Below are 26,581 nucleotides of genomic sequence, written 5' to 3'. Positions count from 1 at the left end.
TTAAGTTTCTGCAATTTTATGTGACCTTATCTTTTAATATGAGCTGTCTCCGATCACCATGCTGCTTGTGTTTGGGATTAATGCATTGTAACTCGAGGTCAGCGGAATTTTCTGAAAGTTTCATATCAACCCAAGCATTGGCGTGACCTTTGCCAAAGTAGTAGGCGACCGCGGGGAGATTTACGATATGGAGATGATCCTGTTGATCGTGTTGCCACTCATGAGTATGGCCATAAATGTAGGCCCTTGCGTGCTTGCGTTTGGAAAGGAGGTTTAAGAGTGCTTTGCCATCGCGCAGGCCAGGGATGGGACGCACGCCACGATTGGGATAGGGATTATAATGACTAAAAATGAGGGCGGGCTTGTCGGCTCGTTGGTCGAGTTGATTGCTGAGCCAGGTCAACTGCTTGCCACCTAAGGAACGGGTCTTTGAATCTAAAAGTATGATGTTTGCATGCGGCAGCTCAATCACATCTGCATGAATGCCCATTTGCTGTTTCTTTAGGAAGGGGAGCAATTCCCACAACTTCTCACGATTATCGTGATTGCCAATCGTCACATGAACAGTTATTCCTGCCATACGCAACGGCTCAATAAGTCTAAATAGCTCTTTGTATTCGCCTTCTTTACCATTGCTGAGTGCGCAATCACCATTGATGATGAGATGAGCTGGTCGCGGATTGAGTGCAATGACGCTATTGGCTGCCTGAGTAAAAGCATCCGCCATGTTAACCCATTCATGATCAGATTCCGCAACGGGTGAGCCTGGCCACTTGGTTCCTGGGTAAGATTGCTTGGGGTTGGCACTGATGTGAGTATCCGAAAACAAAGCGACGCGGTTAGGATCCAAGGCTACGGTTTCACCCTCCGCGGAGGCCAAGGCGCTAGGCGCTATTAAAGTCGTACCACCTAGAGCGAGCGAATGCTTGACGAATTGCCGACGAGTGATGGGAGGAAGTGTGATGGGCATCTCGGTTTTCCTTTCGTTTTAAAGTGTGTTTAGACAAAGGTCTTTAGACTACTAAACCAATTTTTTTGAGGACTGCTACTCTTTTTATTGAGAGTAGACTGCTTCGCTACTGACAAGTGCTTTAGCTGAAGCCGGCTTCTTATGTGTAGGCTTATCCATATTAGGATAACTGACGAGGAAATTGTTTTCATCAATTAAGTTAATGAGGTAGTGTGTCGTCCCTTTAGGCAGTGAGGCCCTAACCTTCATCCCGGTCATGAGCTCGGCGGGTATTCGGAACCATTCTTCTGCAGGCTCGCCACCGTTTAGGGTATACAGGAGGTTGGCCCGCAGTACTTTTGCCCCATTTTCCTGATAAGTAAATTCCACTACCGAGCCTTGCTGCTTGTGGGATAGTACCGTAGGCACTTGCTCTTTGCCCGGAAGGGGATTTTTGTAATGAGGGTTGTAATAGGGATAGCTAGCCTTCATACCTTCCAGGATTTCAGTAAGTTTTTGATTCATTGATTGGGCTTTTTCCGCCATGCTGTTTACGAGGTTTTTCGATTCTTCGATGTCACTGCGGACTTGTTTGCCCTCGCGAGTTTCGTATAAACGATAGAGCTCTAACTCGGGCGCATGTGTATTATTGAAGTGATCATAATTACGGATCAGTTTATAATCGCCGATGCGGATTGTGCTTTCCAAGGCCACACTACATGGGAAGTGCCAAATCATTGTGTCGCGAACCGATCCATTTTGCTCTCGGACTAGGGCTGGGTCAGCGGGATTTTTTGCTAGTAGAGTGGAAATATCGCAACCATCCAAGCTTTTATCTTTGGGTTTTTGAGTTCCCGTCCAGGAAAGGATGGTGGGATAAAAATCGAGGCCATTAATCATGACATCGGATTGCTGACCGGCGGCAATTCCAGGGCCGGTAATAATGAGTGGAACACGGACGCCGCCCTCCATAGCTGAGATTTTGCCGCGATGCAGGGGGAAGTTATCGGTGATGATCTCGCCAGGAATTTTTTCCATGCCGCCATTATCGGAGGTGAAAATGATATAGGTATTTTCGCTTAACATGTGTCCCGGCCAACGCGGATCCTCGGTGGTATCGAGATAATTGAATAGCTCGCCTACATAATAGTCGAGTTCTTCAACCATGGCACAGTAAAAGGGGTTTGTTTGTCCCTCTCCCTTCCACTCCTTAGGGTTTTTAGGAAGTTTCACTCCCAATTTATCGCAATATTTTTTCAGCAGTCGTTCATTGCGTGTTTGAACTGGGGTATGAACGAGAAAGGTGGCGTAATAGAGGAAGAAGGCTTTGTCTTTATTTTCGCGAACAAAAGTGAGGGCGTCTTCACTATTTTGGTCGGTACAGAAGCCCTTTTCGTCGAGGCGATAGGGGTCGTCGGCCTGATTTGTGGCAAATCCGCTTAAGCGATGAGGTTTCATTGCAGTGAGAATTCCGTGGTTATTACGGCTCCAATCAAAGCCATGATCCTGCGGTTGCGGATAGCCACCATAAACTTTAGATAAATGCCATTTGCCACTATGTCCGGTGATGTAGCCATTATCTCGTAGAGCTTGGGCAAGTGTAAAGGTTTCTATGGGCATACTTGCTCTATACCAGGGGGGCATCATACGGTGCCGCGTCTTGTGATATGGAGCTGGTGGGGTGCCTCCGGAAACATGTGTTTGCTGAGCTCGAGCGGGATGGATTCCGCTCAGGATCGCAGCTCGCGACGGCGCACAGCTCGGTGCGGGTGAATAGCCCTGCCAGAACTGCACACCCTTTTTCGCTAGCTTATCAATATTGGGCGTCTCCATGGGGGAGGGCGCATCGATGTCGTAACACTTCACGTCTTGCCAGCCGAGGTCGTCAGTCAAGAGCAGGATCACGTTGGGTTTTTCAGGACGGGCGGCAAAACAGCAAGCTGCCGTCAGCAATCCTATTAGGAATATTTTTTTCATATGACTCAATCTCTTGTTTTTAGGGTTCATTCTTACGATTCCTTTGGAGATTTGTGGATACTTTGTTATTTGATTTTGTCTGCATCTAGTTTAGTCGTTTTCAATTGACTTGGCTAGAGTAAAAGTGGCCACCACGGCGCGGTGGTCTGAGGGATAGGGCGAAACGACGATGTCGGCATGTTCTTTATCTTCGCCGATAATTTTTGAGTCGATGACTTTGACGCCCTTGCCTTTGAAATACACATAATCAATACGCATAAGGTGGTGATCGGGGTGTGCAGGTTCATACACCGGTGACCAAGTGAGACCGGGCTTTGCTACTTCGTCGGGATGGATCGTGCGATAGGAGTCAGTGAAGCCTGCCTCGGCCATCATCAGCGAGGTGGGGAATGCCACTTTTATGGGGTGATGTCCAGCTTTGGCCGCGGCTTCGGTCCATTCGAGATGGGAGGGTTCATGAAAATCCCCGACCACAAAAATAGGATCATCAGTAAGCGCGAAACTTTTGATGAGCTTGAGAAGGCGGCTGATGTATTTTCCACGTGCTTTTTTTGCCCCGGCTATCGCCTCTTCTTCGGTATCAATTTTGGGGTAGACTCGGTAGCCACCTTTAAGCCCCAGAAGCTGATAGGCCTGATTGGGTGGGTTGGGGAGGTGAGCGTTGAAGACATAGGCATGCTGACCCGATGGCAGTTTTACTTTTATCCCATACCACGGTCTTTTACCAATACCCTGAGCATGATCCACTATTTCATATCGGCTAAGAAAGGTCCCCCAATGATTCCAGCCCAACAGTTTGGCTAGTTTTGGAATATTCGTCCCGATCTCTTGCATGCCCACAATGTCCGCTTTTGCCATCTCGATCAGCTTGGCTGACTGGGACAGGGCTTGTCCCTGAGCCGTGCCGCCACGGCAGGCATTATAGGTCATGACTCTTACGATGGACGCATCCTCTTGCTTTTTCGGTTCAGCCTGCAGAGGCGTGATCAAAGACGCCACTGCAGCGAGCAGCATTGCTGTGGCAGTAGTTGTGCGTAATCTATTCTTATTCAAATCTAATTATCCTGTGTTAATAGCTGCGCAGGGGCGGCTATTTGCTGTCGCGAGTTTGAGGCTTCTTTGGGTCTGCTTGCTTGGCTAGAGTAAAAGTGGCTACCACGGCGCGGTGGTCAGAGGGATAGGGAGATATGACGATATCGGCCTTCTCTTTGTTTTCGCCGACAATTTTCACATCAGTTACTTTTAAGTTTTTGCCTTTGAAGTAAACAAAATCGATGCGATCGAGATGGGTTGTGGGATCATCGGCTTTGTATTTAGGTGACCAGGTTAAGCCTGGGTTTTTCATTTCGTCTGGATAAATGACGCGGTAAGAATCCTTAAAGCCAGCTTTGACCATGGCTGAGGAAGTTGGATAGGCGACTTTTATGGGATGACGACCGGCTTTGGCGGCTGCTTCGGTCCAATCCAGGTGTGAGGGTTCATTGAAGTCACCGACAACGAAAACGGGGGCCTCATTGTCGGGGAGCTCACTTATTTGTTTGAGAAGGTCTGAAATTAGTTCTCCACGGGCCTTTTTGGCCCATTGAATAGCTTCGGCTTCAGTCTTGATAAATTCGATGTCATTGGTGTGCTTATGCCATGATGGTCGGATGCCTAAGAGTTGATAAGGTTGATAGGGATGTGAGGGCAAGTGCAAGCTAAATACATAAGCTTCTTGGCCCGTAGGTAATTTGACTTTGATGCCATTATCGAGATTTTTGACAATTTCATAAGGCGTCAAGATGATTCCTTTTCTAATGTTCGCCGAGTGATTCCAGCCCAATAATTCAGCTAGTTTTTTCGTAGTGAATCCTTTTGGACTTCTTGGTTCTTGGATGCCGACAATATCCGCTTTGGCAAGTTTTATGGCCTTAGCCGTTTGAGATAAGGGTTGCTTGAGGTGGACGGTGCCCCCACGATGAATATTGTAGCTCATGACCTTCATGATGGGTGCTTCAGTTTGAGCGTATGCGCAACTCGCAAGCACTTGTACAAAAGTCAAAAATATGGTTAGACTTCTTATGTTCATTTTTTAGTCCTATTTTCATCGATTAACTTCGTTTTTCTGGGATAGGGGAATTGATACTCATTATACTTGATGACGTTCATTCCCTCAGGATCTACATGGCCGTCATCGCCTTGATCGTTCATCCATTTTTTGATCTCTGTTTTGAATTTTGAAATCATGGCAGAATATTCGGGATTTTCTGCTAAATTATTGAGTTCATAGGGATCGTTTTGTAAATCATAGAGTTGATACTGAGGTCTGGATCGGATCCTATTGACCATTGCTTTGGCATGTTCATCCGTCTTCATGCGATCAATCATGGATGCATATATGCGGCCATGATCTGTGGGTCGTACTCTGCCAGTTAAATCGGTGGAAGTGACATTGACCACATAAAGATTTTCTGGTGTAAGATTCCAAATCAATTTATATTTACCATTGGTCACGGCTCGTATGCTGAAATGAGGGTCGCCTTTGCTTTCATGGACGCGGCTATTAAAGAGGAAAAAGGCTTGTTTGCGATGGTCCTTTGTTTCCCCTTTTATGAGAGGGAGTAAACTTTTACCATCTAGACTAGAGGGGGGCGTACCACCAGCGGCATCAATCAAAGTCGGCACGATATCACAGTACTGAGCGATGGCGTCCGTCTCAAAGTTAGCTTTCCAGCTATCGGGGCATTTAATGACACAGGCTGAGCGAACTCCCCAGTCAAAGACCGTCCATTTACCTCCCACCATACCAGTGCCATTTTCATCCAGTACAATAATGATTGTGTTATCCAGTTTATTATTTTCTTTGAGAATTTTCAGGGTGTCACCTACTTGTCGATCAAATTCCCTTACCTCAGCCAGGTAGTGCCAATAAGCAGACCTTGTCTGTGGCGTATCAACTAAATTTGGCGGCAGGACGACGTCCTCTTCTTTCCAGTATTTGGTATCCCCGACAGTCCAGGGTGAATGGGCATGAATGGAGCCAATGACAAGACAAAAGGGCTGCTTGGCATCGCGTTTGATAAAGCTTTGAACTCCGCTCCAGTCATCGGCTTTGGGATTTGCTTCAGCAGCTTTACCACAAATACCAGGAACCGTTTCAAATGGGTATACTTTCTCGGGTGAGATGTGCTTTTTTCCTGCGAGGCCAACGCGGTATCCAAGATCGTTCAGATAATGCACTACACTTTTAATATTGGGATTTGAAGCCTTGTGATTGCGATAAGTGCCATTTCTTTGGGGCATTAAACCGGTGTACAATTCTGCTCTTGCGGGTGCGCACATGGCTTCGCTAAGAAACATATTAGTGAATTTAATGCCGTTTTGGGCCAAGTTATCGATATGGGGCGTCGTGTGGGGGTTGGGAGAGTCATAACAGCCGATGCTATCTGAGCTTACGTCATCCGCTAGCAAGATGACAAAGTTTGGTTTTTGCTTGATGTCTTTGGCAAGCACTGCGCTTGAGCTCAGCAAGCTTATGACCACGAAAAAGTTAATGGTTTGTGTAAGCTTAGTGCTCATCGTTCGACATTTCATTTATATACCTCTTAGTACCTTTTTTGATTTATTTGAGTTTCATATCCCAGGGGTTTGTGGTCCTGGGCGTATATGCTCGATTGGCATCTTTATCGGGAAGAGAGTCGACGATGTCCTGGAACTTCTTGAGGGCCAATTTGTGCTCTGGAAGATTGCTATTGAGAAGATTGGTTTTTTCTCTTGGGTCTTTCTTAAGGTAGTGCAGGCGAATGATCAGTTTTTTCTCCGAGACCCATACTTTGAATTGCTTATCACGAATGACGCGTTTGCCAAAGGCATCTTTGTTGCGAACGCCGTCCTTAGTGAGTTGAGCGTCGCCTTGGCCGATTGACATGATCCACTCGCGTGGGCTGTCCTCTTTCTTACCCAAAATTAAAGGCGCAAATGATTTGCCATCGATGATGAGGTCTTTAGGAATCTCGCCACCGGCGAGTTCTACAAAAGTAGGTAATAAGTCAGAGAAATCGGTGAGGGCATCACTTTTGACTCCTGCTGGAACGAGTCCTGGACAGTTGACAATAAAAGGAGCACAAACGCCTCGTTCAGAAGTTCTTCCCTTTTCGCCCCTGATGGGCTGTCCATTCACTGTGCCCGTCATGCCGGGGATGGTGCCGTTATCTGTTGAAAAGATGATGATGGTGCGCTCACGAATTTTTAGCTTCTCAAGAGTCGTAACTATCTGGCCGATAGTTTTGTCTATGTAGCGTACCATGGCTTTGTGCCGATCGAGGCGGGTTTTTGCCTCAGGCTCATCAGGGGTGGCAACGAGTGGAGGGTGGGGGAGCGGCATGGGGTAATAAAGGCACATGGGCTTGTCTTTGTACTGACGAATAAATTTGAGTAAGTAGTCAGTACAGACATCAGGCGTGAACTTCCCTTTATATGACTTACTGCCCTCTTCAGGGGTATTGATATAAGGGCTGTAATTGCGATCCGCACTGGCTTGATTGCCCGTTTCGAAGCCCGTCCACATGGCCCATTTATCGAAGCCATGTTTTTTCAGGACCTGAGGCTCAAGCCGAAAGTCATTGATCTGCCATTTACCCACAGCGCAAGTGGAGTAGCCATTGGCTTTCATGAGGCTGGCAAAGGTGGTGTTTTCCTTTTTCTTCCAATCAAAGTAAGCCACACCCCAGCGCGGAACATCCCAGTGACTGGTCCAACCGGTACGCCAGGGATATTTGCCAGTTAGAACTGTCGTTCGCGAAGGTGTACAGGAGGGCATGGAGTAGGCATTGTTAAAGATCATGCCACCATCTGCTAGGGCGTCAATATTTGGGGTCTTGATGTCTTCGGCACCGTAGCAGCTCAGCCATTCTTTGCCGAGGTCATCCAACATGATGAAAAGGATATTGGGCTGGCTTATTTTTTTATCTTCATCAGCACAAATTGATAAAGAACTTAAGAAAAATAAAAGGCTTAAAAGTTTACTTTTCATCATGAATCTATTTTTTCTTTTTTCTTTTTATAAGATTTCGATCCCAGGGATTGGCTGCCCTCGCTTCATACAAAGGGCGGGCATCCTTTTCTGGGAGAGAATCGAGCACACTTTGAAATTTCTCTAGAGCTTTTTTGTGTTCTGGCTTATCAATAGTGATGAGATTGTTTTCTTCCCATGGGTCTTTTTTGAGATCGTGTAAACGAATGATTTGTCTCTCATTGGAAATCCAGACCTTGTAGCGCTTATCGCGAATCACTCTAGTGGAAAAATCTTTTGCTCCACGCACACCCTTATCATCTAAGGTAGCACTTCCATAGCCAAGAGCCATGATCCACTTGCGATCTGAATCCTGTTTTTCACCCAAGATTAAGGGCGCAAAAGAGGAGCCGTCGATAATAAGATCTTTAGGGACTTCACCACCGCCAAGTTCTACAAAGCTAGGGAGGATATCCGTAAAATCGGTGAGGGCATCAGTTTCGACTCCAGCTGGGACGAGCCCCGGGCAGTTAACAATAAAGGGAGCGTTGACGCCGGCTTCCGTTTCCGTCGATTTTGCGCCCACAATTTTTCTTCCATTTCGGGTGCCAATGACACCACGAGGAGGCGGTGCAGAGCCGTTGTCCGTAGTTAAAATTATAATAGTGCGGTCACGAATACCGAGATCATCCAACTCTTTTACTAGTTTACCCACCATCTTATCAATGTAGCGTACCATGGCTTTGTGCTTGCCGAGCACGCCTTTGGCCTTGGGTTCGTCAGGGGTGGCAGCCACAGGTGTATGAGGTAGTACCATGGGGTAATAGAGGCACATGGGCTTGTCTTTGTGCTGACGCATGAACTTGATTAGGTGATCGGTGTAGATGTCTGGCCCGAATTTACCCTCGTAGGTTTTTGATCCCTCTTTGGTGTTGATATGAGCATTCCAGTAGCGTTGGGTCGATTTCTTCTCGTGTTGTTTATCCTTTGAAGTTTCACAACCCGTCCACATGGCCCAATCATCAAAGCCGTGTTTCTGCATCGCTAGTGGCTCTAGCCGGAAATCATTGAGTTGCCACTTACCTGTTGCAAAAGTGGCGTAGCCTTGTTCTTTCATCAAACGAGCAAAGGTGGTGTTCTCTTTCTGTTTCCAGTCGAAATAGCCAATTCCCCAGCGCGGCACATCCCAGTGATTGACATAGCCCGTTCGGAAGGGGTATTTGCCAGTTAGAAGAGTCGTGCGCGAAGGTGTACATGCGGGCATGGAATAAGCATTATTAAATTTCATTCCTGTTGCAGCCAGGGCGTCAATATTTGGAGTCTGAATGTCTTCGGCGCCGTAGCAGCTGATCCATTCTTTGCCGAGGTCATCTACCATAATGTAGATGATGTTGGGCTTATAAACCGTGTTTTCCTCAGCCATTACATTAGTGATAAAAGAGCTTATTATCCCAATAATCATGGTCATAGAAATAATGTTCGATAAGGCGCTGTTTCTCATTGTTAGTCTCTACTTCGGTTTAGTTCACTGACTAAGAAGTCAATGGTGCGTTTGATGATAGCATCGTGGGATGGTTCAATGGGGCTTGAGCCATCGGCCTTTCGCCAATTGTGTCCAGCATTTTTGATGATCATAATTTCTACGGGTGCTTCAATCAGATCAGCCTTTTCTTTCATGTAATAGGCGTGCTTGACGGGAATAGTGGTATCTCCGTCACCCTGAATCATGAGCAATGGGGGACTAGTTTTTTGAAGGTAATTAACGGGGCTGACTTCACGGTACAAGCGCAGTTTATCTTTAGGCTTAGTTTCAGACTTGAGGACTCGAGGTCCAAAGCGATCGCGGAATTTTGGACGGTCATCGTGATTGAAGAGCTGGGTTTTCTCGAAGTCACAGGGACCATACCAGGAAACACCGCCAAGCATGGTGTAGTGCTGCCCCGCGAGTTCAGCAGCCCCCGGAAAGTCACTTGCTTGGCTAAGCAGTAACATTTGGGCTAGCTGGCCACCCGCAGAGTCGCCATAAGTGAAAACTCGGTTTGGATCGAGATGGAGAGCTTTGCTCTCTTTGGCCAAGTAGCGTAGGGCATCGATAGAATCGGTGACACAATCGCGGATGCTGGTTTTTCCATCTTTGCAGAGGCGGTATTGAACTGCAGCGACACAAAAGCCGGCGTCAGTTAGGCCGCGAACGGTTCTGGCGATATTTGAACGGCCTTGAGCCTTATTCTTACTGCCCGCAGCCCACCCTCCGCCGTGAGTGTAGATGACTAGGGGGTAAGGACCGCTAAGTTCAGACGCTGGATAAAAGAGATCTAGGTGTAGCTTGTTATCCGCAATCGTCTTGTAGACGATGTCTGCTTTTAGATTGATTGCTGTCTGTTCCGAGCTTTGATTAGCCTGTAAAACCATAGCGCTTACTAAGGTCGAGCAAATAAAAATGAGTCTGAATATTCTCATTGGTCCCGTCGTCTTTTATTATTTAAACTCGATGTTGATACTATCGAGCATGGGTTTTGATTTGTTTTTGGTGGTATCGCTAAGTTTGAGTTCAAAGCAGAAACCATAGCCCTCGGGGACTTGACTCAAATCCATTGATGCGGGAATGCGTTTGACTTGCTTGGAGAAGCCTTTGATGTAGTCGTAGCTTTCCTTGATTTCTTGCCAATCACTCCAACTATCGGCTTTGCCATCATTGGTGGTGTCGACACCGACGCGAGCTTCTACTTTCTCGACCCATGGACCAGGACTGACGTAATCATGTTTGGTTTGGTTGATGAGGTAGAATTTACCTTCGGCAAAGCCGATGTCTGGGTCGGGGTGGCCATCTCCCAATTCACCGATGAGTTCAAATTTTTGATCTATGCTCGGAGAGGTAAAAATGCCGATGCGGATTTTTTTATGAGCGGGATGATAGTCACCCACGAGGTAGTATTGACCGCCAATGGAAATAGCCGCCCAATCACCATAGGCATTTTGTTCGGGCGCGTGTATTTCGTATTTAGCAAAGGCTCGAGTATCGCCCTTTTTAAGGCGATACTCGCGATTTTCTTCTTGTATCGTTTTTCCAGGGAAGTTTTTCGGATCTTCAAGATGCCAGTGGGGGTGGGGGTATTCAGCAAATTTCCCGGTGGGTTCGGTACGATCATCTACGGCAGGAGAAAGGATATTGAACTTGTCTTTACCGTCTTCACTGACGGCATGCCCCGCTAGTGGGGAATCCCAGGAATGTTTCCTTGCATTGATGGGGCTATAATCTTCATAAATGAGGTGGAATTTGCCGTCGAGGTCGCGAATGATGGCGCAATCTGAGCCATCGGAGGGGTCTTTGAAAACCATGCCCATATCCTTGCCAGGTTTGCCATCAGTGAGGTCGTCGTCGATGTAGAGGTGGGGGTCCTGATCATTGGGGAAGTCATAATAAATGTAGGTTTTCCCATCGACAAATTCGGCCGTGGTGGACCATTTTGCGTGCTTGGGAGTGACTGAGCCATGATGAACCCAGTTAACCATATCGCGGCTCTGCCAGGCGTGGTAGCCTCCTTGCGATTTGGTCAAGCCGCCGGGAGCATTGAAAAGATTGGGGAAGGGGGTGGTTTTTAGTGGAGTATCAAAACCTTCTAGGGTTGTTTCTTTTGCTTTAAATTTCTTAGACTTGCCTTTAGCTGCTTTATTGCGGCCCATAATCCAATAATCATTGGGGCCTTTGACGAGGAAAATGGGGGCGTCACCAAGGGTGGGTGGAGTTATTTTTGTCTTTGTTGGCTCCCAGTTTTCCCACATTGTTGATGCACTGATGGTTAATGATTGAGCCGAGCTCTTTGAATTAAATCTTTGCAGTTTGCTTTTGTAGAGTCCTGCTTGATCACGAAGGCTGAGGAGGTCGTTTTCAGTTGTGAGGCCTTGGATTTCATCCGAGGCTTGGGCCCATTCTTCAGAGCTCGCGATACGCCAAGTTTTATTTTCTGAGGTGGTTTCATTAGCTGCATATAGACTAAAACTAGTGCAAATAATGAGGCTAGATAAGCGATTGAGAGTGTTAAGAAAATTCATATGGCTTCCATGTTAATTCTATTTTTAGCTGTTTGGCACTTGTTAAGTATACGGGCTGTAATTCAAAACTGATATAATTCTATAAATCGTATTGATGTTTAGCTGATTTAATTATTTGCTTTGTCACTGACTAACCAGAACTTTTCCAGTTTGCTACTACTAATCACGAAGAAAAAGGAAATATTTAGATTTTATAAAATTGTATATTTTTGTGTTTATTGGTCGCTTGTCTTTTTGATAATCGTTCTTTATGGAGGTCGATTTAATTTAGGCCTAATCATAAAATAAATAATAATTATACAGTAACCTGAATCCGTGATCAGGTTTTGAGATTCATGAGATAATTGTTTGGTCGAGTAATTCTTAGATCGTTTTTATCCCAGATTGTGAGATGTCCTTATTTCTTAAGCCTATCGCTCGTGATCAGGTGTCTAAGGATAGTAAATATAGCAATTTCTAAGGCAATTCACCCAACTTGGACAGAGTAAAGCACAAAACTCAATAAAAGAGCTTTGCAATAAACTTCTTATTAGTGGATTAAAGGCTAAATGATATTTTTTGATACAGCTTAAACCAAGGGCTATGTCGACCAAACTTGAGAGTTTCATCTCCTGCGTGCTTTACGTGTTTACAAGCGGTTAAAATCAAGTCACGTATCACGCACCGTAGGCGGCGTCGTTGGGCTTTGATTTTAATTGGAGCCAAAGATTTATTATGGATAAGGTGATTACCAATGACTCTGAGCACATTAAAAGCGAGCATAGCGCAGTGCAAAAAGAATTGATTCGCTTTAAATTTCCCTGAGGGTAAACGCTCTACATTCATATCGCTCTTCAATTCGCTATGGAACTGCTCACTGGTTCCATGATCGTGATAAAGTTCGATCACATCCTCGGCTTCTAAAGGTAAATTCGTCCAATAGGTCTCCACTTCGATTTCTGGCATCAAAAGTCGATTGCCATCTTGATCTTCGAGTCGTTCCGTAACTTTAAAAATAACAGGAACCACTTTATGTTCTTCATTGTTTCCAGGATGTTTGTGATGGAGTTCACCGACAAAGACACTCTTACCATCTCGAGATTTAAGCTGTCGCCCTAAACGCCGTGCGTTGGATAGCCACTGTTCTTTAGATTCCTTTCTAAGGTTCCGTTTAATCAGAAAATATTGATCATCAGGAAGGTGTCCGAAATTAACCTCAGCATCGTGAGCGGAATCTAAACGAAGTAGTACGGGGTGCTTAAGCTTTAATTTTTTGATCATAGTAAAGCTGTCATCTAAGAACTCTGGCATCCCTTTTTGTGCATGCTGTGAACCTGGACGCAGCTCATTATTTAGCATAAAGCCCTCAGTTCCAAGGTAGGCAAACATGGGAGAAAATCCGTCATGATTTTTATATGTCCAACTCACATTTTCTTTATGGCTACCGGAGTTATCCATGGGTGATACATCCATATCGAGTGGAATAAAATTCATCCCCCCTTTTGATATATTACCTATACACTGTTTTTTGAGCAGGTTTGTATTCGCTGATTTTAAATGCACTTCATGCTCAGAAGACATGATTTCTAGTCGTTGACGCAAACGTTCCTCGGATGGAACTTTGTTTAATCCAAGTGATTTCATAAAGACTTCGTTTTCACGAAACTGACTAATATCTGTGAAGCGTTCACGCCCCTGAATCAGTAACCCCACCTGTGATTTGAAAATATCTAGATCTTGAAAGATATGATTGGCCTTGTGATCTGTATTGAACTCATCGTCAATTTCACTTTGTTGAAGGACTTGGCCACCTAAAAATATTCCGCCAATACTGTGAAGGGAATCATTGCCTGTGTCGAGTTTAAATGCTTTATTCATGAGAAAACCTGTTGGGTGATTTTGGTGTCGTAACTTAAATTACTATAAACCAACAGGTTTTCTTGTTTTTAAGCTGTTTTTTAAGATCAGCTCACGGATTCAGGAGTATATAAATATTACCATACAGTATCAGAGGGCTTTTTTGTGGGTTTGATAGTTTAATCTAATCAAATACTTATGAGGCCTTTATGAAAATGGTATTATCGAAAAGTAAAAATGGAAGGTGTTTACACAAGCCCTTTACATTGATTGAATTACTCGTGGTGGTGGCCATTATCGGTATTCTCGCATCTCTACTTTTACCTACTCTTGGTAAAGCACGGGAAAAATCTAGAAACGCCGTATGTGTTAACCAACTAAAACAACTAGGGACAGCCATATTCATTTATACAACTGATGGCGAGGGCTATTTCCCCGGATCTTCTATCAGTCCTAGTAGAAGGACTTGGGATGATCAACTCGCGGGCTACGATGGTCGTGAAACTTTAAGCGATACAGAAAAACAGGCGAATGGCTTAGCGCTAGCTACCTATGGTGATGATTATGGTGCCGTGTATAGGTGTCCAGTTGAAGAACCAGGCAGGTGGGGTGCCAGGGTAGGTCGTACTTATATCCCGAGTTATTATACAGGGGTTAATAATCGTGAGATAGGTATTCACAATAACAATAACGGTGATTCATCCAACCTTAGCCAAATAGGTGATCCAGCTGAAACCATCATGCTTTATGAATATATTCATTCAAGTAACCATTTAGGTAGAAAATACCTAAGTGCTCGATCAGGCGCACATCTTAATTCTAATAACTCGGTGAACCCAATGCTACATGATGGAGGTAATAAGCTGAATTACCTTATGGTTGATGGACACGTGGAGGGCTTGCAGCTTATGAGTACAGTGGTGCCTTACGGGGCTATACTGAATGACGTTCGAGGCAGCATGTGGGACGCGACAAAATAGGGTTTAATAATACTGTTTCAAAAATCAGCTAAAATAAACCTACAAGTTTAATAAATATCTTGTGTTTGTCGGTATTAGAGCGAAGTCTGGAGCTCTAAATAAGCTTTTTCATTTAGAGCTAACATTAATTCTCTTCAAGTAATTTTTCGGGGTTTCGCCCATTTCTTTTTTGAAGATATGGCAGAAATGCGCGGTGTCGTAGAAATCGAGTTCTTTAGATATTTTTGATACGCTGGAGTGATTTTGTAGCATCGTACAAGCTACGAGGATTTTTCTTTGCTGAATATATTGGCCGGGGGAAACGCCCATGTTTTTACGGAAGAAGCTAGAGAAATAGTTTTTATCAAGATCAAGCAGCTTCGCCAAATCTTCGATTCTTGGTGAGTAGTTAATATTTTTGTCGATGTAATTAAAAACTACTTGCAAGCGATGGAATGCTTTTGATTGGCTCTTGCGTTGGCTTTGCTTAATGAAGGGGTAGAGCAAAAGTTGAAGGATGCTAGAACGCTCATAATCATCCAAATCTGGGTTGATGAGTCGATTGAAAAGTTCTCGGCTGAAAACGGGATTCTCTGAGGGTAGGCTCTCAAAACTTTTGCGGTGAGCGCAAAGATCAAGTTGTTTGGGAAAGGAGCATTCAAAGGAACAATGAAAGATTTCTCCAGTCGATTGACTATGAAAGCTAATGGCCTGATTAGGGGGTATAAGGTAGAGAGATCGCTTTTTTAGTGGGATGCTATTGCCACTGACGGAGAGAGTGATTTCGCCTTCATTCAGGTATATGAGTTTGTATGAGCTGGAACTTTCGAGCTCTTTTATCCAAGAGGAGTCAAAATTTATTTGACTTCCTTCGAGGAAAGTGAATGGACTATTTTGATAAAAATTCATGAAGTAAATGTAGAGTGCAGAATTTGTCTATCAATGGATTTTACAGTCTATTGCTGTGTTTATACAGCCAAAGCAGCTTATTTTGTTGAATAAATAACTTTTGTCGCAGGATTTAATTTTTTTAGGTCCTGAGCTGTGAGTTGTCCTGGGTGAATGGTGAGGCTCTCTAGCTCTTGGAGCTCTTTTAAAATACCGGTGTTTCTTACCGCAGAGTGGCTGATGTTGAGCTTTTTTAGCAGGGGGAGTTCTCTTAATTTGGTGAGGTTTCCAATTGAAGTGTAAGAGAGATTTAAGCTTATTAAATCTTTGTTTTCTAAAGTTCGAAGCTCAATAATTTGTGTTCCACTTACATTGAGTGAACGGAGTGGTTGATGCCTAAAACAGATGAAGTTTTTGATTCCTGTATGAGAGAAATCGGCAACATGAGCGGGGAAATTTTGTACAATTAAAGCAGCTTGCACCCAAGGATTATTCGAGAGGTCAAGTTTTTTAAGTTTTGGATCATAGGAGAAGTTCAAATTTTTATTACCGCGATGTCTGCGTAAACTTTTTTCGTTGTGAACTGGAATGATGGCTTTACAAAATTCAATACGTTCCTTGAGGGGGACCTTGCTATAGGCTTTGTTATGAATTAAAGCTCCACTTAAGTTCATTAGACCAGAATTTGTCGATCGATGAAATAAGTCCACAAAATGCTCGAGGGAGAGCGCTTGTTGATCGTCTTTTTTTATTTGGAAAAAATCATTAGCTAGTTGATTTAAAGTGTTTTTTTGCTGGCTTTTATTTAAGGCATATACCGCTGCACCGAATTCTTCGTGAATGATGTGAAGCAGGCCTTTTAAAGCCCAGGCATCGCTTAAACTCGGGTCGAGTTCTACTGCACTATCACAAAAGTTTACGGCGTCGTCAAAATTATAGGTGTCGAAAGCAATTTGAGCTCTTCGCAGAAAACGTGGAGCGGCACCCTTATTAAATTTTTTATGAAATTCATTTTCCAACTGCAGTTTGTCCGCTTCGAGTTTTAATCTTACGGAAGTTTGTTGGGCATTAAGTTTTTCGAGTTTAAGGTTGTTGAAGGCAAAAAAGGCGGTGCAAAGGCTGATGATAGTGATAATTATCGAGGCAATACTGAGCGTACGGTGCCGTTTATACCAAAGGCGTGTTAAAGTCAATAATGTGGCATTTTCTGCGTTGGTCGCAAAGCCTTGGCGGTAATCTGAAATTTCTTTCTGTAAGTCAATGACCTTCGCATAGCGATCTTGTGGATCAGTGGAGAGAGCCTTTAAGCAAACGGCTTCGAGGGATAAAGGAACATTGGGATTGATCTCGCTGGGTTTAGGAAATTTACCATTGACGGTATTATTCATCACCGACATTAAGTCGGCACCCTTGAAGGGCTTTTCTAAAGTCAAGATCTTGTAGAGCACACAGCCCAAAGAAAAGATGTCGGTATGAATACCTTTTTTAGCTTTTATCAAACGGGTTTGTTCGGGAGCCATATAGCCTGGAGTTCCTTTAACAAGGCCATCAATAGTTAAATCAATATCCTTGGGATTAAAGGTGTAACATTCTAGAAGTTCTTCGTCACAAACTGAGGCCATAACTTTGGCGAGTCCCCAATCACAGACTAAGACATCGCCATAATCGCTAATTTGTATATTATCGGGCTTAATATCGAGGTGAAGGACACCCCTAGAATGTGCGTAAGCAATGGCATCACAGACTTTTAAGAAAAGATCTAAGCGTTCACTGAGATTGTCGAGTTGCTGAGATTTACCGTTTTTTAGGTTTTTTAAAACTTGTTCTAAAGATGCTCCAGAAACCAGTTTCATTGTGAACCAGGGCTGCTCGCCCTTGAGTCCTAAATCATGTAATGGGATGATATTTGGATGTTGCAAAGCTGCCGTTAGGCGAGCTTCTTTTAAAAACAATTCTTTTTCAGGGTCTTTGGCAGATTCCTTTAAACTGGCCATGGCTATTTCACGACCAGTTTTTAAATCACGGCAACTATGGATGATTTTGATTCCACCCTCATCAAGATATTTGAAGTCACAATAACGCTCGGTGATGGAGGCAATAGTATCGAGGATCGGTAAGTTATCGAGGTCATCGAGCTCATCAAAGAAATCAGCTAATTTTTCATCGAAATACTCATTACCTTGACTCATGTTTGGACGACTAAGCTCCTAGGTCGTGGTTTAAGCGTGACATTTCTCGGAGCAAGACTTTTTTGACTCGAGACTTATAAACGCGAACGGAGCTTTCAGTTATATCAAAGCGTTTGGCTAAGATTTCATTATTTGCTTCATGAATGGAGGCTTCAAAAATTTCTCTACAGCGTTGTGGGAATTCGTCTTTCACATTATTCCAAGCCAGATTAGAGACGTAAATTTTCCATTCTTTTTCGGCAATGATATTTATTTCCGGCTCAGTAATGGCATCAAGACTGTGAAGCGTAGCGTCGTAATCCGTATTTTTAGCATCATTTCGGGTCGATTTTTTACGGAAATAATTATAAACAATACTTTTAATTACAAGGCATAACCACGTTCGAAAAGTGCATTCGCCTTTGCGGTATTCATAATTGGGTAAAGATTTCCAGATTTTGAGTAAGACATCTTGCAGTAAATCCTCAATCAGTTCTTGCTTAACACCGAGATTGCGAATGACGGCATAGATATAGCCTTGGTAATATTGGACAAATTCTTCCCATGAATGATCATCATCAGCCTGCACAATTTTTGACAAAAGTGTTTGACGTGTGTTGTATTTTTTTTCCATAAAAACTCAAGGTTACATGTATTGCTTAGTATTAGGCTGTGAGGTAAAAGTTTAAGTGTCATTAGGTCGCTTACAAGTTTTGTTCTAATTTTTCTTAAAGCTAGCGCTCGGATTCAGCGTTGAGACTGATCAAAAAAGATATGCTGTTTCTCTAGTCTTTTAAATAAAATAGAGAATTCTTTTTACAGTTAAAAATATTCTTTATACAGTAACTAAATAAATTATTCTGTGTTTAGTATTGATATAAAACCATTATTAACTCAATAAAATTTCAAAGGCCCATCATGAACAAGACCTTAACTTTCTCAGATTCACAGAACTCAAATCAATTATTTGGATGATCGCTATGCGCATATTTTACATATTAGTTCTTTTGTCCCTGTACGGGACTGCCGCGGATAAATACGCTTTAGTAAAAGCTTTATCACCCGAAGAAAGTCTGAAGAAAATCCAGGTGCCGAAGGGCTATGAACTACAAGTTGTGGCTTCAGAACCGATGATTAAAGAACCGGTGGATTGTGTATGGGATGCCAATGGCAATCTCTATGTGATTGAGATGAGTACGTATATGCAGGATGCCGATGCCACGGGACAGTTTGAACGTACCAGTCGTGTGATGAAATTGAGCGATATAGATGGTGATGGCAAAATGGATCAATCATCGGTCTTTGTTGATGGCTTGCTACTGCCTAGAATGATTCTTCCCCTCGATGATCGAATCCTTATTTGTGAGACGAATACGCTAGATATTTATGCGTATCGCGATACAAATAATGATGGTAAAGCAGATGAAAAAAAGCTTTGGTATAAAGGTGGCCCCAAACAAGGTAACTTAGAGCATCAGGCTAGTGGCTTGATATGGAATTTAGATAACTGGATTTATGTCACCAAGGGAACGAAACGCTTCAAAATTGTCGATGGGAAAGTTGTAAGTGATGAGCGTGGTAGTGTGAGTACTCAATGGGGGCTCGCTTGTGATGATGATGGCCATTTTGCCACGGGTCATTCTGGGCGCGAAGAAAGCTTTCAGTTTTTTCAAAGTCCTACAAAGTACACGCGATCTGAATTTCCAGAGGAGTTAGAAAAAGGCTTTAATGAAGTTTGGCCGATCGACAATATTCCTGATTCACAAGGGGGACTAGCTCGTATACGTAAGGACAATACACTCAATCACATGACAGCCGCTTGTGGCCATGGTGTTTATAGAGGTGAGTTGATGCCAGAGTTTTATGGTAATTACCTTATCTGTGAGCCTGTTGGCCGTTTAGTGAGAATGGCAAAAATAGATAAATCACAGGGCTACCGTCAACTCAATAATCCTTACCCTAAAAGTGAGTTTATCCGTTCGACCGACGCCAACTTTCGTCCAGTCAACCTTAAGACTGGGCCAGATGGAGCACTCTATATTGTGGATATGTATCGCGGTATTATACAAGAGGGGAATTGGACCGCAAAAGGTTCTTACCTACGCAAGGTGATAGATGAATATGGACTTGCTAAAAATAAAGGCATGGGGCGCATTTATCGTTTGGTTCCCAAAGGGCATAAGAAAACTTTTACTCATCCAAAATTTCTCGAGATGGCAACGAAAGAATTAATTCCTTATTTAGGACATGAAAATGGATCGATAAGAACAACAGTGCGAAAATTGATCGTTTTAAGAAATGAAAAAGAACTATACGGAAATTTACGCGCGGCATTCAATCGCTCAAAAAATACTCAAGAACAAATCGAGATCCTCTGGACTCTGGATGGACTCGGTGCTATCGGCCCAGGATTTAGCTTGAAGTTTTTGAGAAATGATTCAGATACGCGTTTAGTAGTTCATGGTCTACAGGCATCAGACCCCTTTCTCAGCAATTCTGATCGTGGTACCTTAGCGGCTTATGAAACGATCTTAAAAGATGAAACGAGACCGGAAGTATTGCAGCAAGCTTATTGGAGTATGATTACTTATGGTCCCAAAGAACTTAGAGAGAAGTTTTTACGTGATTTTGAAAAGAAGCACGCTCAAAACTCAGTGCTTAAATTGCATATAGCGCAAAAATCCAAGGATGATGAAGCAAAGCGTAAGCATCAGCAATTTGTCGATGCACTCAAAGGCAAAGGGCCAATTTTTGAGAGAACCATGCAAGCGGGAGAGAAGCATTATAAATCTTTGTGTTTTGCCTGTCACGGACAAAATGGTGAAGGGGTACAAATGGCGGGTACAGATATGATGTTGGCAGCGCCTTTGAAGGGCTCAAAACGAGTTATCGGTGCCCCAGATAAACTTATCCGAATTGCTTTACATGGATTAACGGGGCCAATTGACGGCAAAACTTATCCTGGGGCCATGGAGGCTCTAAAGAATAACGATAATAAGTATTTGGGAGAAGTTTTGACCTATATTCGCAATTCCTGGGGCAATTCAGCAAGGATGCTTACAGAGAACGACGTAAGACTGGTTCGCAAAAAGTATCGTAAGCGCAAGGCGCCTTGGACGATTGAGGAATTGAATAAAAAGTGAAGAAATTGTTGCTTATATTTGTAGGCTGAGATATACCTAGCAACAAAATCGAGCTCATACTAATCTATACAAGAAAGAAGGTTTACCAAGATCATTTTTTAAAGCAATCAATATGTTTTTACCTTATTTTTGATTTTGAAACCGTAACAGCTATGGACTAAATGTGTTTTATATATCTACAATAAATTATGTTAGGTCAAGAAGATATTTGGCATCTAAAGCTGAGTTTAAAATTAAGCTCGGAACAAATGAATAAGAAAGAGATTTTTTTAATGATGAATACAAGCAATTTTTTTAAAACAGCACTGTTAATGTTGTTATTTTCATTGTCAGTTTTTGGGCAAGAAGGCATCAAGGATAGCGATAAAAAACCCAATATCATTTTCATTCTAACAGATGATCAGGGTTATGGCGATATAGCTGTGCATGGGCACCCGTATCTGGATACGCCGAGTATGGATAAGATGCATGCAGAAAGCGTGCGCTTCGATCGCTTTTATGTGAGTCCATCTTGTTCACCAACTCGCGCAGCTTTATTGACGGGGATGCATGAGTTTAAGAATGGTGTGACTCATACGATTCAGCCACGTGAGCACTTGCATAAAGATGCCGTAACTTTACCCTACTTACTCAAAACGGCTGGTTATAAGACTGGTTTTATTGGTAAGTGGCACCTTGGCGGTGGTACAGGTTATGTCCCTCAACACCGAGGTTTTGATTGGTATGCGAAGAACGCAAAAGGACCACATAATCATTTTGATGTGGAGATGATTCGCAATGGTAAGCGTTTTCAAAGCAAGGGCTTTCGTGAAGATGCTTTTTTTGATGAAGCTATGACTTTTATTACTGAGAGTAAAGATCAGCCTTTTTTTCTGTACTTATGCACGTATTCACCTCATACGCCTCTCGGTGCACCCGCCGACTTGTTGGAGAAATACAAAGCTAAAGGATTGAATGAAAGTCATGCAGCCTATTTGGCAATGATCGAGAATATTGATGACAATCTTGGACGCTTAGATACTTTTCTAAAAGAACAAAAAATGTACGAGGATACGATTGTTATTTTTATGAATGATAATGGTGTGACGGTGGGCCTCGATGTTTATAACGCAGGTATGCGTGGACCGAAATGCACTATTTGGGAAGGTGGTACAAGAGCCTTTTCTTTTTGGCGTTGGCCAGCGAAGTGGAAGCCCCAAACAGTGAATAATTTAACTGCTCATTTGGATGTACTTCCGACTTTATGTGAAATTGCGGATGTCGCAATTCCTGAGGAAACTAAGAAGGAACTTGAAGGCTTTAGCCTCTTGCCGCTTTTACAAAAAGGCGAATGGGCTCATGATAATCGCTTACTTTACCAAAATGTCGGACGTTGGCCAAGTGGAACTGCTGAGGCTCACAAGTTCGCCATGTGCGGAGTGCGCAAAGGCAATTTCCTTTTAGTTCATAGTGAGGGCTGTGAAGACAAAACTTGTAAAAAATACCCAAGCCAATGTACAACTTTACGAAATGTTAAAAAAGGGTTTCAGCATGCGACCTACACGACAAAGAATGCTCAATTTCACTGGGGCGTTTCTAAAGACTGGCAGCTTTTTGATGTAAAAAATGACCCCGCTAATAAGAATGATTTGAGTTCTCAGTACCCCGAATTAGTTGCAGAAATGAAGAAAGCCTATAGCAAGTGGTGGAATGATCAATTTCCAATCATGATAGCTCATGATGGTGATGCGGGAAACCCTGAAGCAAACCGACGAACTAAGAAATAGCTATAAAGATCATAATTTAGCTAAAATTAATGTTAAAAATTGCTTTGATGTAATTTGCTTGATGTTATGGTGTATTTAAATCAGACAAATTAACCACGAGGCCAATAATGCATCAAACGATATACAGTTTATTTCTTTTCTTCTTTGCTCTAAATGCTTGGGCAGCAAAACCCAATGTGATTTTAATTTTTGCCGATGACCAAGGCTACGGTGACTTAAGCTGTTTTGGCTCCGAGACAATTAAGACTCCCCATATCGACCAAATGGCTCAAGAGGGACGTAAGTTCACAAGTTTTATGGTGGCATCGCCAGTTTGTACGCCATCTCGTTCAGCGCTTTTGACGGGAAGTTATCCAAAGCGTGTGGGGCTTCACAAGGGAGTCTTGTTTCCTGGTTCAAAAACGGGACTTAATCCAGCAGAATACACGATTGCAGATCACTTTAAATCACTTGGTTATGCAACGGCCTGTTATGGTAAATGGCATTTGGGCCACCACCCCGAAACTCTGCCTATCAGTAATGGTTTTGATGAGTATTATGGCATTCCTTATTCCAATGATATGAATCACCCGGATAATAAAAATAAACCAAAGGGCGGCGCAGATGGTATGGATATTCTTTGGAATGATCCTGAGTCGACTCTGACAAAATGGAAAACGCCTTTGATGGAAGGTGACAAGATTGTTGAGCTTCCTGTTGATCAACGTACAGTGACTCGCCGTTACACAGATAAAGCTATAAGTTTTATTGAAAAGAATAAGGATAATTCTTTCTTTGTTTACCTCCCACATTCTATGCCGCATATTCCCCTCTATGTTCCCGATGAAATTCGTGATCCGGACCCAAAGCGTGCTTACATCAACGTGATTGAACACATGGATGATCAAGTAGGTCGCATAACTGCTAAGTTAAAAGAGCTTGCTTTAGATAAAAATACGATTGTCATCTACACAAGTGATAATGGTCCATGGCTTCCTTTTAAGCATCACGGTGGTTCTGCAGGTGAGTTAAGAGATGGTAAAGGTACGACATTTGAGGGCGGTCAACGCGTTCCTTGTGTCATGTGGGCTCCAGGTTTAATTCCTGCGGGAACAGAAACAAACGAGCTTATGACGACAATTGATTTACTCCCATCATTTGCAGCCTTGAGTTCTTCCACTCTGCCAGGAAAGAATAAAATCGATGGCATTGATCAATCCGCACTTATTACAGGAAAGTCAGAGAAGAGTGCGAGAAATGAATTTATTTATTACTCAAGAAGTGGTGATCTTGAAGGTCTGCGTCAAGGTAAATGGAAACTCTTAGTGAAAAAAGCTAAGAAATCTAAAAACAAGAAAAAAAGCCAAGCAGAAGCTTTATTCCTTTTTGATTTAGAAAGTGATATGTCAGAGAAAAATAATCTTGCGGAGCAGCAAACTGAACTTGTAGCAAAACTCAAGTCACGCATGCAAGAACTCGATGCAGAAATCACCGCAAACGCTCGCCCAGTTTGGACTAAAACTCAATAAATTTATGAATTAATATGCACCATCATTTGATGGTACATATTATATACTTATTGCTGCACTAATACAGTCTGTAAGCTTTCAAACCATTTTTCCGCCATTTTTTCCGCTCCGAAGGCATTAGGGTGAACATTGTCTTTTATAGTGTCAGTCTTCCAGTTAAAGCCTTTGTCTTGATCTACAATAATTATTCTTGTTGATTTCATACTTTTACCAAGTAAAGTTATTTCTTGGTTAAGTTTGGGTAGATAGGCATATTTAGGGAGTTTACCACTAGGAATCGCTCTAGCTATTAATATAATCACCTCAGGATTAACTTCTTTTGCGCTAGCGATGATTGATTTTAAACTTGCAATAACCGTCTTTATGGGTTTTTGTTCTTGAGTATAATTATGAGCTGAATGGATAAGGATAATATCGGCAGGATATTGTTTGTAGATACCCTTGAATTTAGCATTGATCTGTTCAGCATTTTTGCCACCATAGCCAGCGTGGCCAAGTCGAATGCCATCTTCAACAGAACTTTTCGGTCCAATGAATTTTACATTATAGCCTGATTTAATCAGTTTCTTGTAAAGTGGGTGACGATAAACTTTGAATGTAGCACCCCCTTCGGTAATGGAATCTCCTAGGCAAAGTATTGATGTAGGAGTGTTATTATGTATTGGCTTTACTGAGTCAGCAGCGAAACTTGTGCAATGAAGAAAAGTCAATGAACATACTAATAATAAAGTGTAGGATAATTTTATTTTATTAAGCTTATATTTTATCATGTTAAGGTCAATTCCTTGGATGTGGTTATGAAACGATTTGGGTGGTCTTATGGCCTATATAATGAAGACTTGTTTGGTAGGTTTATTTATCTGTTTTTATTTCATTTCGCCAATTTTCTAGGTGTTTTTTGAGCTCGAGGGCGACTTCGGGGTACTTTGAGATGAGGTTATTTTTCTCTCCTGGGTCAAGCTCGAGGTCATATAGGAATTCTCCTCGCGGGGTTTCTGTTATTTGTAATCTCTTGTTGGGTGTTTTGTTGGTTTTGAGATACTTCCACTTTCCTTTCCGCATGGCTTGCTGAAGTTTGGTGTCCCAGAATAAACTTCGGTTTTTGAACTTCACTTCATTAGATAGGATGGGCAATAGATTTATACCATCGAGATGAGGGGGTGTTTTAGCGTTCACTAAAGAACAAATAGTGGGATATATGTCCATGGTACTCGTAAGTGAATCAAGGACTTTTTTCGTGTTGTTTATTTTCGGGTACTTTATGATGAAGGGTACTCGGTTTCCGCCTTCAAATAAGGTGTACTTACCGCCATTTAATTTACCGTTATTGGCATAGGTAACCAAAGATCCACCATTATCACTGATGAAGAAAATGGCGGTGTTATCTGTGAGTTTTAGCTTGTCGAGCTCTTTCAAAACTAAGCCAATTTCACGATCGAGAAAATAGAGTTGGCCAAGGTAGTAATCTCGTCCCTCGGGGTGAGCCGGATAGCCGATTTTTTGACGCCATTGCCAATAGGTTTTCTTGCTCTCATTATCGGCAAAGCCCTTGAGGCCTTTGTCTTTTATATAACTCTCTGGTAATTGATGAGTGAAGTTATGGACGGCATTGAAGGAGAGGTGCAGGTAAAAGGGCTTATCCTTATTTTTGTTGATGAATGAACGGGCCTGCTCACCAAAGAGCTCAGTAGTAAAACCTTCCACGTTCTTTTTCTCTCTCTGCACATACATGGGCCCCTCATGGAGATTCCGGTCTTGGTAGCTATCTTTGTGATGGAGGTAATGCTTGGTGCCGCCGCTGAAGCCATAAAAAAAGTCAAAGCCGTGATTCAATGGAACGCCTCGACCATCAATATGATCGGTTTTTCCATGATGGAACTTTCCCACGAGTCCGGTCGCGTAGCCTTTTTCTTTTAGAGTCTCGGCAATTGTTGTGAAACGAGGATTATGTAAACCTTGGCCGCCATACCAATACTGACCCTGACGCTGTTGGTAAGCGCCAGTCATGATAGCAATTCGCGAGGCATTGCAGATCGGCGCAGTGGCATAGGCATTTGAAAAACTAAAGCCAGATTCAGCCAGAGCATCGATATTAGGTGTCGATACATCGTTTACAGTATTGGTATGAGACATATCGGCATAACCCAGATCATCCACTACAATAAGGATGATATTGGGCTTGTCAGTGGCGCAGAGGAGCTGTGCTGATAAGAATAAGAAGATAATAATTTTTTTCATATTTTAGATCTTTTTTAAAGAGTAAGCGAAGGAGTGTAGCGACTAGCGTAGGGATTCTTAAGGGGTGTTGCCACACAGGCTGATGAAAACTTTTGGCCCGTACGGC

At 42.9% G+C, this 26,581-nt stretch carries 19 protein-coding genes; 4 read left to right on the top strand and 15 right to left on the bottom strand.

Going from position 1 to position 26,581, the window contains the following annotated elements:
* Nucleotides 1-16: 16 nt before the first annotated feature.
* From PQO01_RS01140 to PQO01_RS01095, 10 genes are all read right to left on the bottom strand, one after another.
* Complete coding sequence (locus PQO01_RS01140) at nt 17-970, bottom strand: metallophosphoesterase family protein (protein ID WP_274312205.1); 954 nt, start codon at nt 968-970, stop codon at nt 17-19.
* An 84-nt stretch (nt 971-1,054) separates the two neighbouring features.
* Complete coding sequence (locus tag PQO01_RS01135; RefSeq protein ID WP_274312204.1) at nt 1,055-2,926, bottom strand: sulfatase; 1,872 nt, start codon at nt 2,924-2,926, stop codon at nt 1,055-1,057.
* A gap of 90 nt (nt 2,927-3,016) precedes the next feature.
* The gene (locus PQO01_RS01130) at nt 3,017-3,979 is read right to left on the bottom strand and encodes an endonuclease/exonuclease/phosphatase family protein (protein WP_274312203.1); all 963 of its coding nucleotides are present in this window, start codon (nt 3,977-3,979) and stop codon (nt 3,017-3,019) included.
* A gap of 37 nt (nt 3,980-4,016) precedes the next feature.
* Nucleotides 4,017-4,994, bottom strand: coding sequence for an endonuclease/exonuclease/phosphatase family protein (locus tag PQO01_RS01125; RefSeq protein ID WP_274312202.1), 978 nt, complete (start codon nt 4,992-4,994; stop codon nt 4,017-4,019).
* Nucleotides 4,991-6,499 carry a sulfatase family protein gene (locus tag PQO01_RS01120; RefSeq protein ID WP_274312201.1) on the bottom strand — a complete coding sequence of 503 codons (1,509 nt, stop codon included), beginning with the start codon at nt 6,497-6,499 and terminating at the stop codon, nt 4,991-4,993. Before PQO01_RS01120 ends, PQO01_RS01125 begins: the two co-directional genes overlap by 4 nt.
* Nucleotides 6,500-6,527: 28 nt before the next feature.
* Entirely contained in the window at nt 6,528-7,940 is a 1,413-nt protein-coding gene (locus PQO01_RS01115) for a sulfatase family protein (RefSeq protein ID WP_274312200.1), read from the bottom strand.
* A 4-nt stretch (nt 7,941-7,944) separates the two neighbouring features.
* Nucleotides 7,945-9,417 carry a sulfatase family protein gene (locus tag PQO01_RS01110; protein WP_274312199.1) on the bottom strand — a complete coding sequence of 491 codons (1,473 nt, stop codon included), beginning with the start codon at nt 9,415-9,417 and terminating at the stop codon, nt 7,945-7,947.
* Nucleotides 9,418-9,419: 2 nt separating this feature from the next.
* The gene (locus PQO01_RS01105) at nt 9,420-10,376 is read right to left on the bottom strand and encodes an alpha/beta hydrolase (protein WP_274312198.1); all 957 of its coding nucleotides are present in this window, start codon (nt 10,374-10,376) and stop codon (nt 9,420-9,422) included.
* Between the two features lie 18 nt (nt 10,377-10,394).
* The gene (locus tag PQO01_RS01100) at nt 10,395-11,969 is read right to left on the bottom strand and encodes a glycoside hydrolase family protein (protein WP_274312197.1); all 1,575 of its coding nucleotides are present in this window, start codon (nt 11,967-11,969) and stop codon (nt 10,395-10,397) included.
* A 537-nt stretch (nt 11,970-12,506) separates the two neighbouring features.
* Nucleotides 12,507-13,826, bottom strand: a complete 1,320-nt coding sequence (locus PQO01_RS01095) for an IS1380 family transposase (protein ID WP_274311999.1) — start codon at nt 13,824-13,826, stop codon at nt 12,507-12,509.
* 188 nt (nt 13,827-14,014) lie between these two features.
* Between PQO01_RS01095 and PQO01_RS01090 the strand changes: the two genes are divergently transcribed.
* A complete protein-coding gene (locus PQO01_RS01090) occupies nt 14,015-14,785 on the top strand; it encodes a type II secretion system protein (RefSeq protein WP_274312196.1) in 771 nt (256 codons plus the stop codon).
* A 108-nt stretch (nt 14,786-14,893) separates the two neighbouring features.
* On the opposite strand, the gene PQO01_RS01085 is transcribed toward PQO01_RS01090, so the two are convergent.
* From PQO01_RS01085 to PQO01_RS01075, 3 genes are all read right to left on the bottom strand, one after another.
* Complete coding sequence (locus PQO01_RS01085) at nt 14,894-15,673, bottom strand: AraC family transcriptional regulator (RefSeq protein ID WP_274312195.1); 780 nt, start codon at nt 15,671-15,673, stop codon at nt 14,894-14,896.
* Nucleotides 15,674-15,750: 77 nt separating this feature from the next.
* A complete protein-coding gene (locus tag PQO01_RS01080; protein WP_274312194.1) occupies nt 15,751-17,841 on the bottom strand; it encodes a serine/threonine-protein kinase in 2,091 nt (696 codons plus the stop codon).
* A gap of 10 nt (nt 17,842-17,851) precedes the next feature.
* Entirely contained in the window at nt 17,852-18,454 is a 603-nt protein-coding gene (locus tag PQO01_RS01075; RefSeq protein WP_274312193.1) for an RNA polymerase sigma factor, read from the bottom strand.
* 346 nt (nt 18,455-18,800) lie between these two features.
* Here PQO01_RS01075 and PQO01_RS01070 point away from each other — a divergent pair, with 346 nt between their 5' ends.
* The 3 genes from PQO01_RS01070 to PQO01_RS01060 all read left to right on the top strand — a co-directional run bounded on the left by PQO01_RS01070 (nt 18,801) and on the right by PQO01_RS01060 (nt 24,237).
* Nucleotides 18,801-20,963 carry a DUF7133 domain-containing protein gene (locus tag PQO01_RS01070; RefSeq protein WP_274312192.1) on the top strand — a complete coding sequence of 721 codons (2,163 nt, stop codon included), beginning with the start codon at nt 18,801-18,803 and terminating at the stop codon, nt 20,961-20,963.
* A 272-nt stretch (nt 20,964-21,235) separates the two neighbouring features.
* Nucleotides 21,236-22,729 carry an arylsulfatase gene (locus PQO01_RS01065; protein WP_274312191.1) on the top strand — a complete coding sequence of 498 codons (1,494 nt, stop codon included), beginning with the start codon at nt 21,236-21,238 and terminating at the stop codon, nt 22,727-22,729.
* A 107-nt stretch (nt 22,730-22,836) separates the two neighbouring features.
* The gene (locus tag PQO01_RS01060; protein ID WP_274312190.1) at nt 22,837-24,237 is read left to right on the top strand and encodes a sulfatase family protein; all 1,401 of its coding nucleotides are present in this window, start codon (nt 22,837-22,839) and stop codon (nt 24,235-24,237) included.
* Between the two features lie 47 nt (nt 24,238-24,284).
* Here the strand turns inward: PQO01_RS01060 and PQO01_RS01055 are convergent, their stop codons facing one another.
* Nucleotides 24,285-25,007 (bottom strand): GDSL-type esterase/lipase family protein, encoded by a 723-nt coding sequence (locus tag PQO01_RS01055; RefSeq protein WP_274312189.1) that lies wholly within the window; start codon nt 25,005-25,007, stop codon nt 24,285-24,287.
* A gap of 82 nt (nt 25,008-25,089) precedes the next feature.
* Nucleotides 25,090-26,475: a sulfatase family protein gene (locus PQO01_RS01050; protein ID WP_274312188.1), complete on the bottom strand. Its 1,386-nt coding sequence runs from the start codon at nt 26,473-26,475 to the stop codon at nt 25,090-25,092.
* Nucleotides 26,476-26,581: the final 106 nt, after the last annotated feature.

The organism is Lentisphaera marina (genome assembly GCF_028745505.1).
GTDB lineage: Bacteria > Verrucomicrobiota > Lentisphaeria > Lentisphaerales > Lentisphaeraceae > Lentisphaera > Lentisphaera marina.
Note: the sequence above shows the minus strand (reverse complement) of the source record. Positions and strands in the feature narration are given on the sequence as shown.

Excerpts from the sequence above, each read along its gene's own strand:
- PQO01_RS01140 (WP_274312205.1), bottom strand. The coding sequence starts at position 970 with ATGCCCATCACACTTCCTCCCATCACTCGTCGGCAATTCGTCAAGCAT.
- PQO01_RS01135 (WP_274312204.1), bottom strand. The coding sequence starts at position 2,926 with ATGAAAAAAATATTCCTAATAGGATTGCTGACGGCAGCTTGCTGTTTT.
- PQO01_RS01125 (WP_274312202.1), bottom strand. The coding sequence starts at position 4,994 with ATGAACATAAGAAGTCTAACCATATTTTTGACTTTTGTACAAGTGCTT.
- PQO01_RS01120 (WP_274312201.1), bottom strand. The coding sequence starts at position 6,499 with ATGAAATGTCGAACGATGAGCACTAAGCTTACACAAACCATTAACTTT.
- PQO01_RS01115 (WP_274312200.1), bottom strand. The coding sequence starts at position 7,940 with ATGATGAAAAGTAAACTTTTAAGCCTTTTATTTTTCTTAAGTTCTTTA.
- PQO01_RS01110 (WP_274312199.1), bottom strand. The coding sequence starts at position 9,417 with ATGAGAAACAGCGCCTTATCGAACATTATTTCTATGACCATGATTATT.
- PQO01_RS01105 (WP_274312198.1), bottom strand. The coding sequence starts at position 10,376 with ATGAGAATATTCAGACTCATTTTTATTTGCTCGACCTTAGTAAGCGCT.
- PQO01_RS01100 (WP_274312197.1), bottom strand. The coding sequence starts at position 11,969 with ATGAATTTTCTTAACACTCTCAATCGCTTATCTAGCCTCATTATTTGC.
- PQO01_RS01095 (WP_274311999.1), bottom strand. The coding sequence starts at position 13,826 with ATGAATAAAGCATTTAAACTCGACACAGGCAATGATTCCCTTCACAGT.
- PQO01_RS01090 (WP_274312196.1), top strand. The coding sequence starts at position 14,015 with ATGAAAATGGTATTATCGAAAAGTAAAAATGGAAGGTGTTTACACAAG.
- PQO01_RS01085 (WP_274312195.1), bottom strand. The coding sequence starts at position 15,673 with ATGAATTTTTATCAAAATAGTCCATTCACTTTCCTCGAAGGAAGTCAA.
- PQO01_RS01080 (WP_274312194.1), bottom strand. The coding sequence starts at position 17,841 with ATGAGTCAAGGTAATGAGTATTTCGATGAAAAATTAGCTGATTTCTTT.
- PQO01_RS01075 (WP_274312193.1), bottom strand. The coding sequence starts at position 18,454 with ATGGAAAAAAAATACAACACACGTCAAACACTTTTGTCAAAAATTGTG.
- PQO01_RS01070 (WP_274312192.1), top strand. The coding sequence starts at position 18,801 with ATGCGCATATTTTACATATTAGTTCTTTTGTCCCTGTACGGGACTGCC.
- PQO01_RS01065 (WP_274312191.1), top strand. The coding sequence starts at position 21,236 with ATGATGAATACAAGCAATTTTTTTAAAACAGCACTGTTAATGTTGTTA.
- PQO01_RS01060 (WP_274312190.1), top strand. The coding sequence starts at position 22,837 with ATGCATCAAACGATATACAGTTTATTTCTTTTCTTCTTTGCTCTAAAT.
- PQO01_RS01055 (WP_274312189.1), bottom strand. The coding sequence starts at position 25,007 with ATGATAAAATATAAGCTTAATAAAATAAAATTATCCTACACTTTATTA.
- PQO01_RS01050 (WP_274312188.1), bottom strand. The coding sequence starts at position 26,475 with ATGAAAAAAATTATTATCTTCTTATTCTTATCAGCACAGCTCCTCTGC.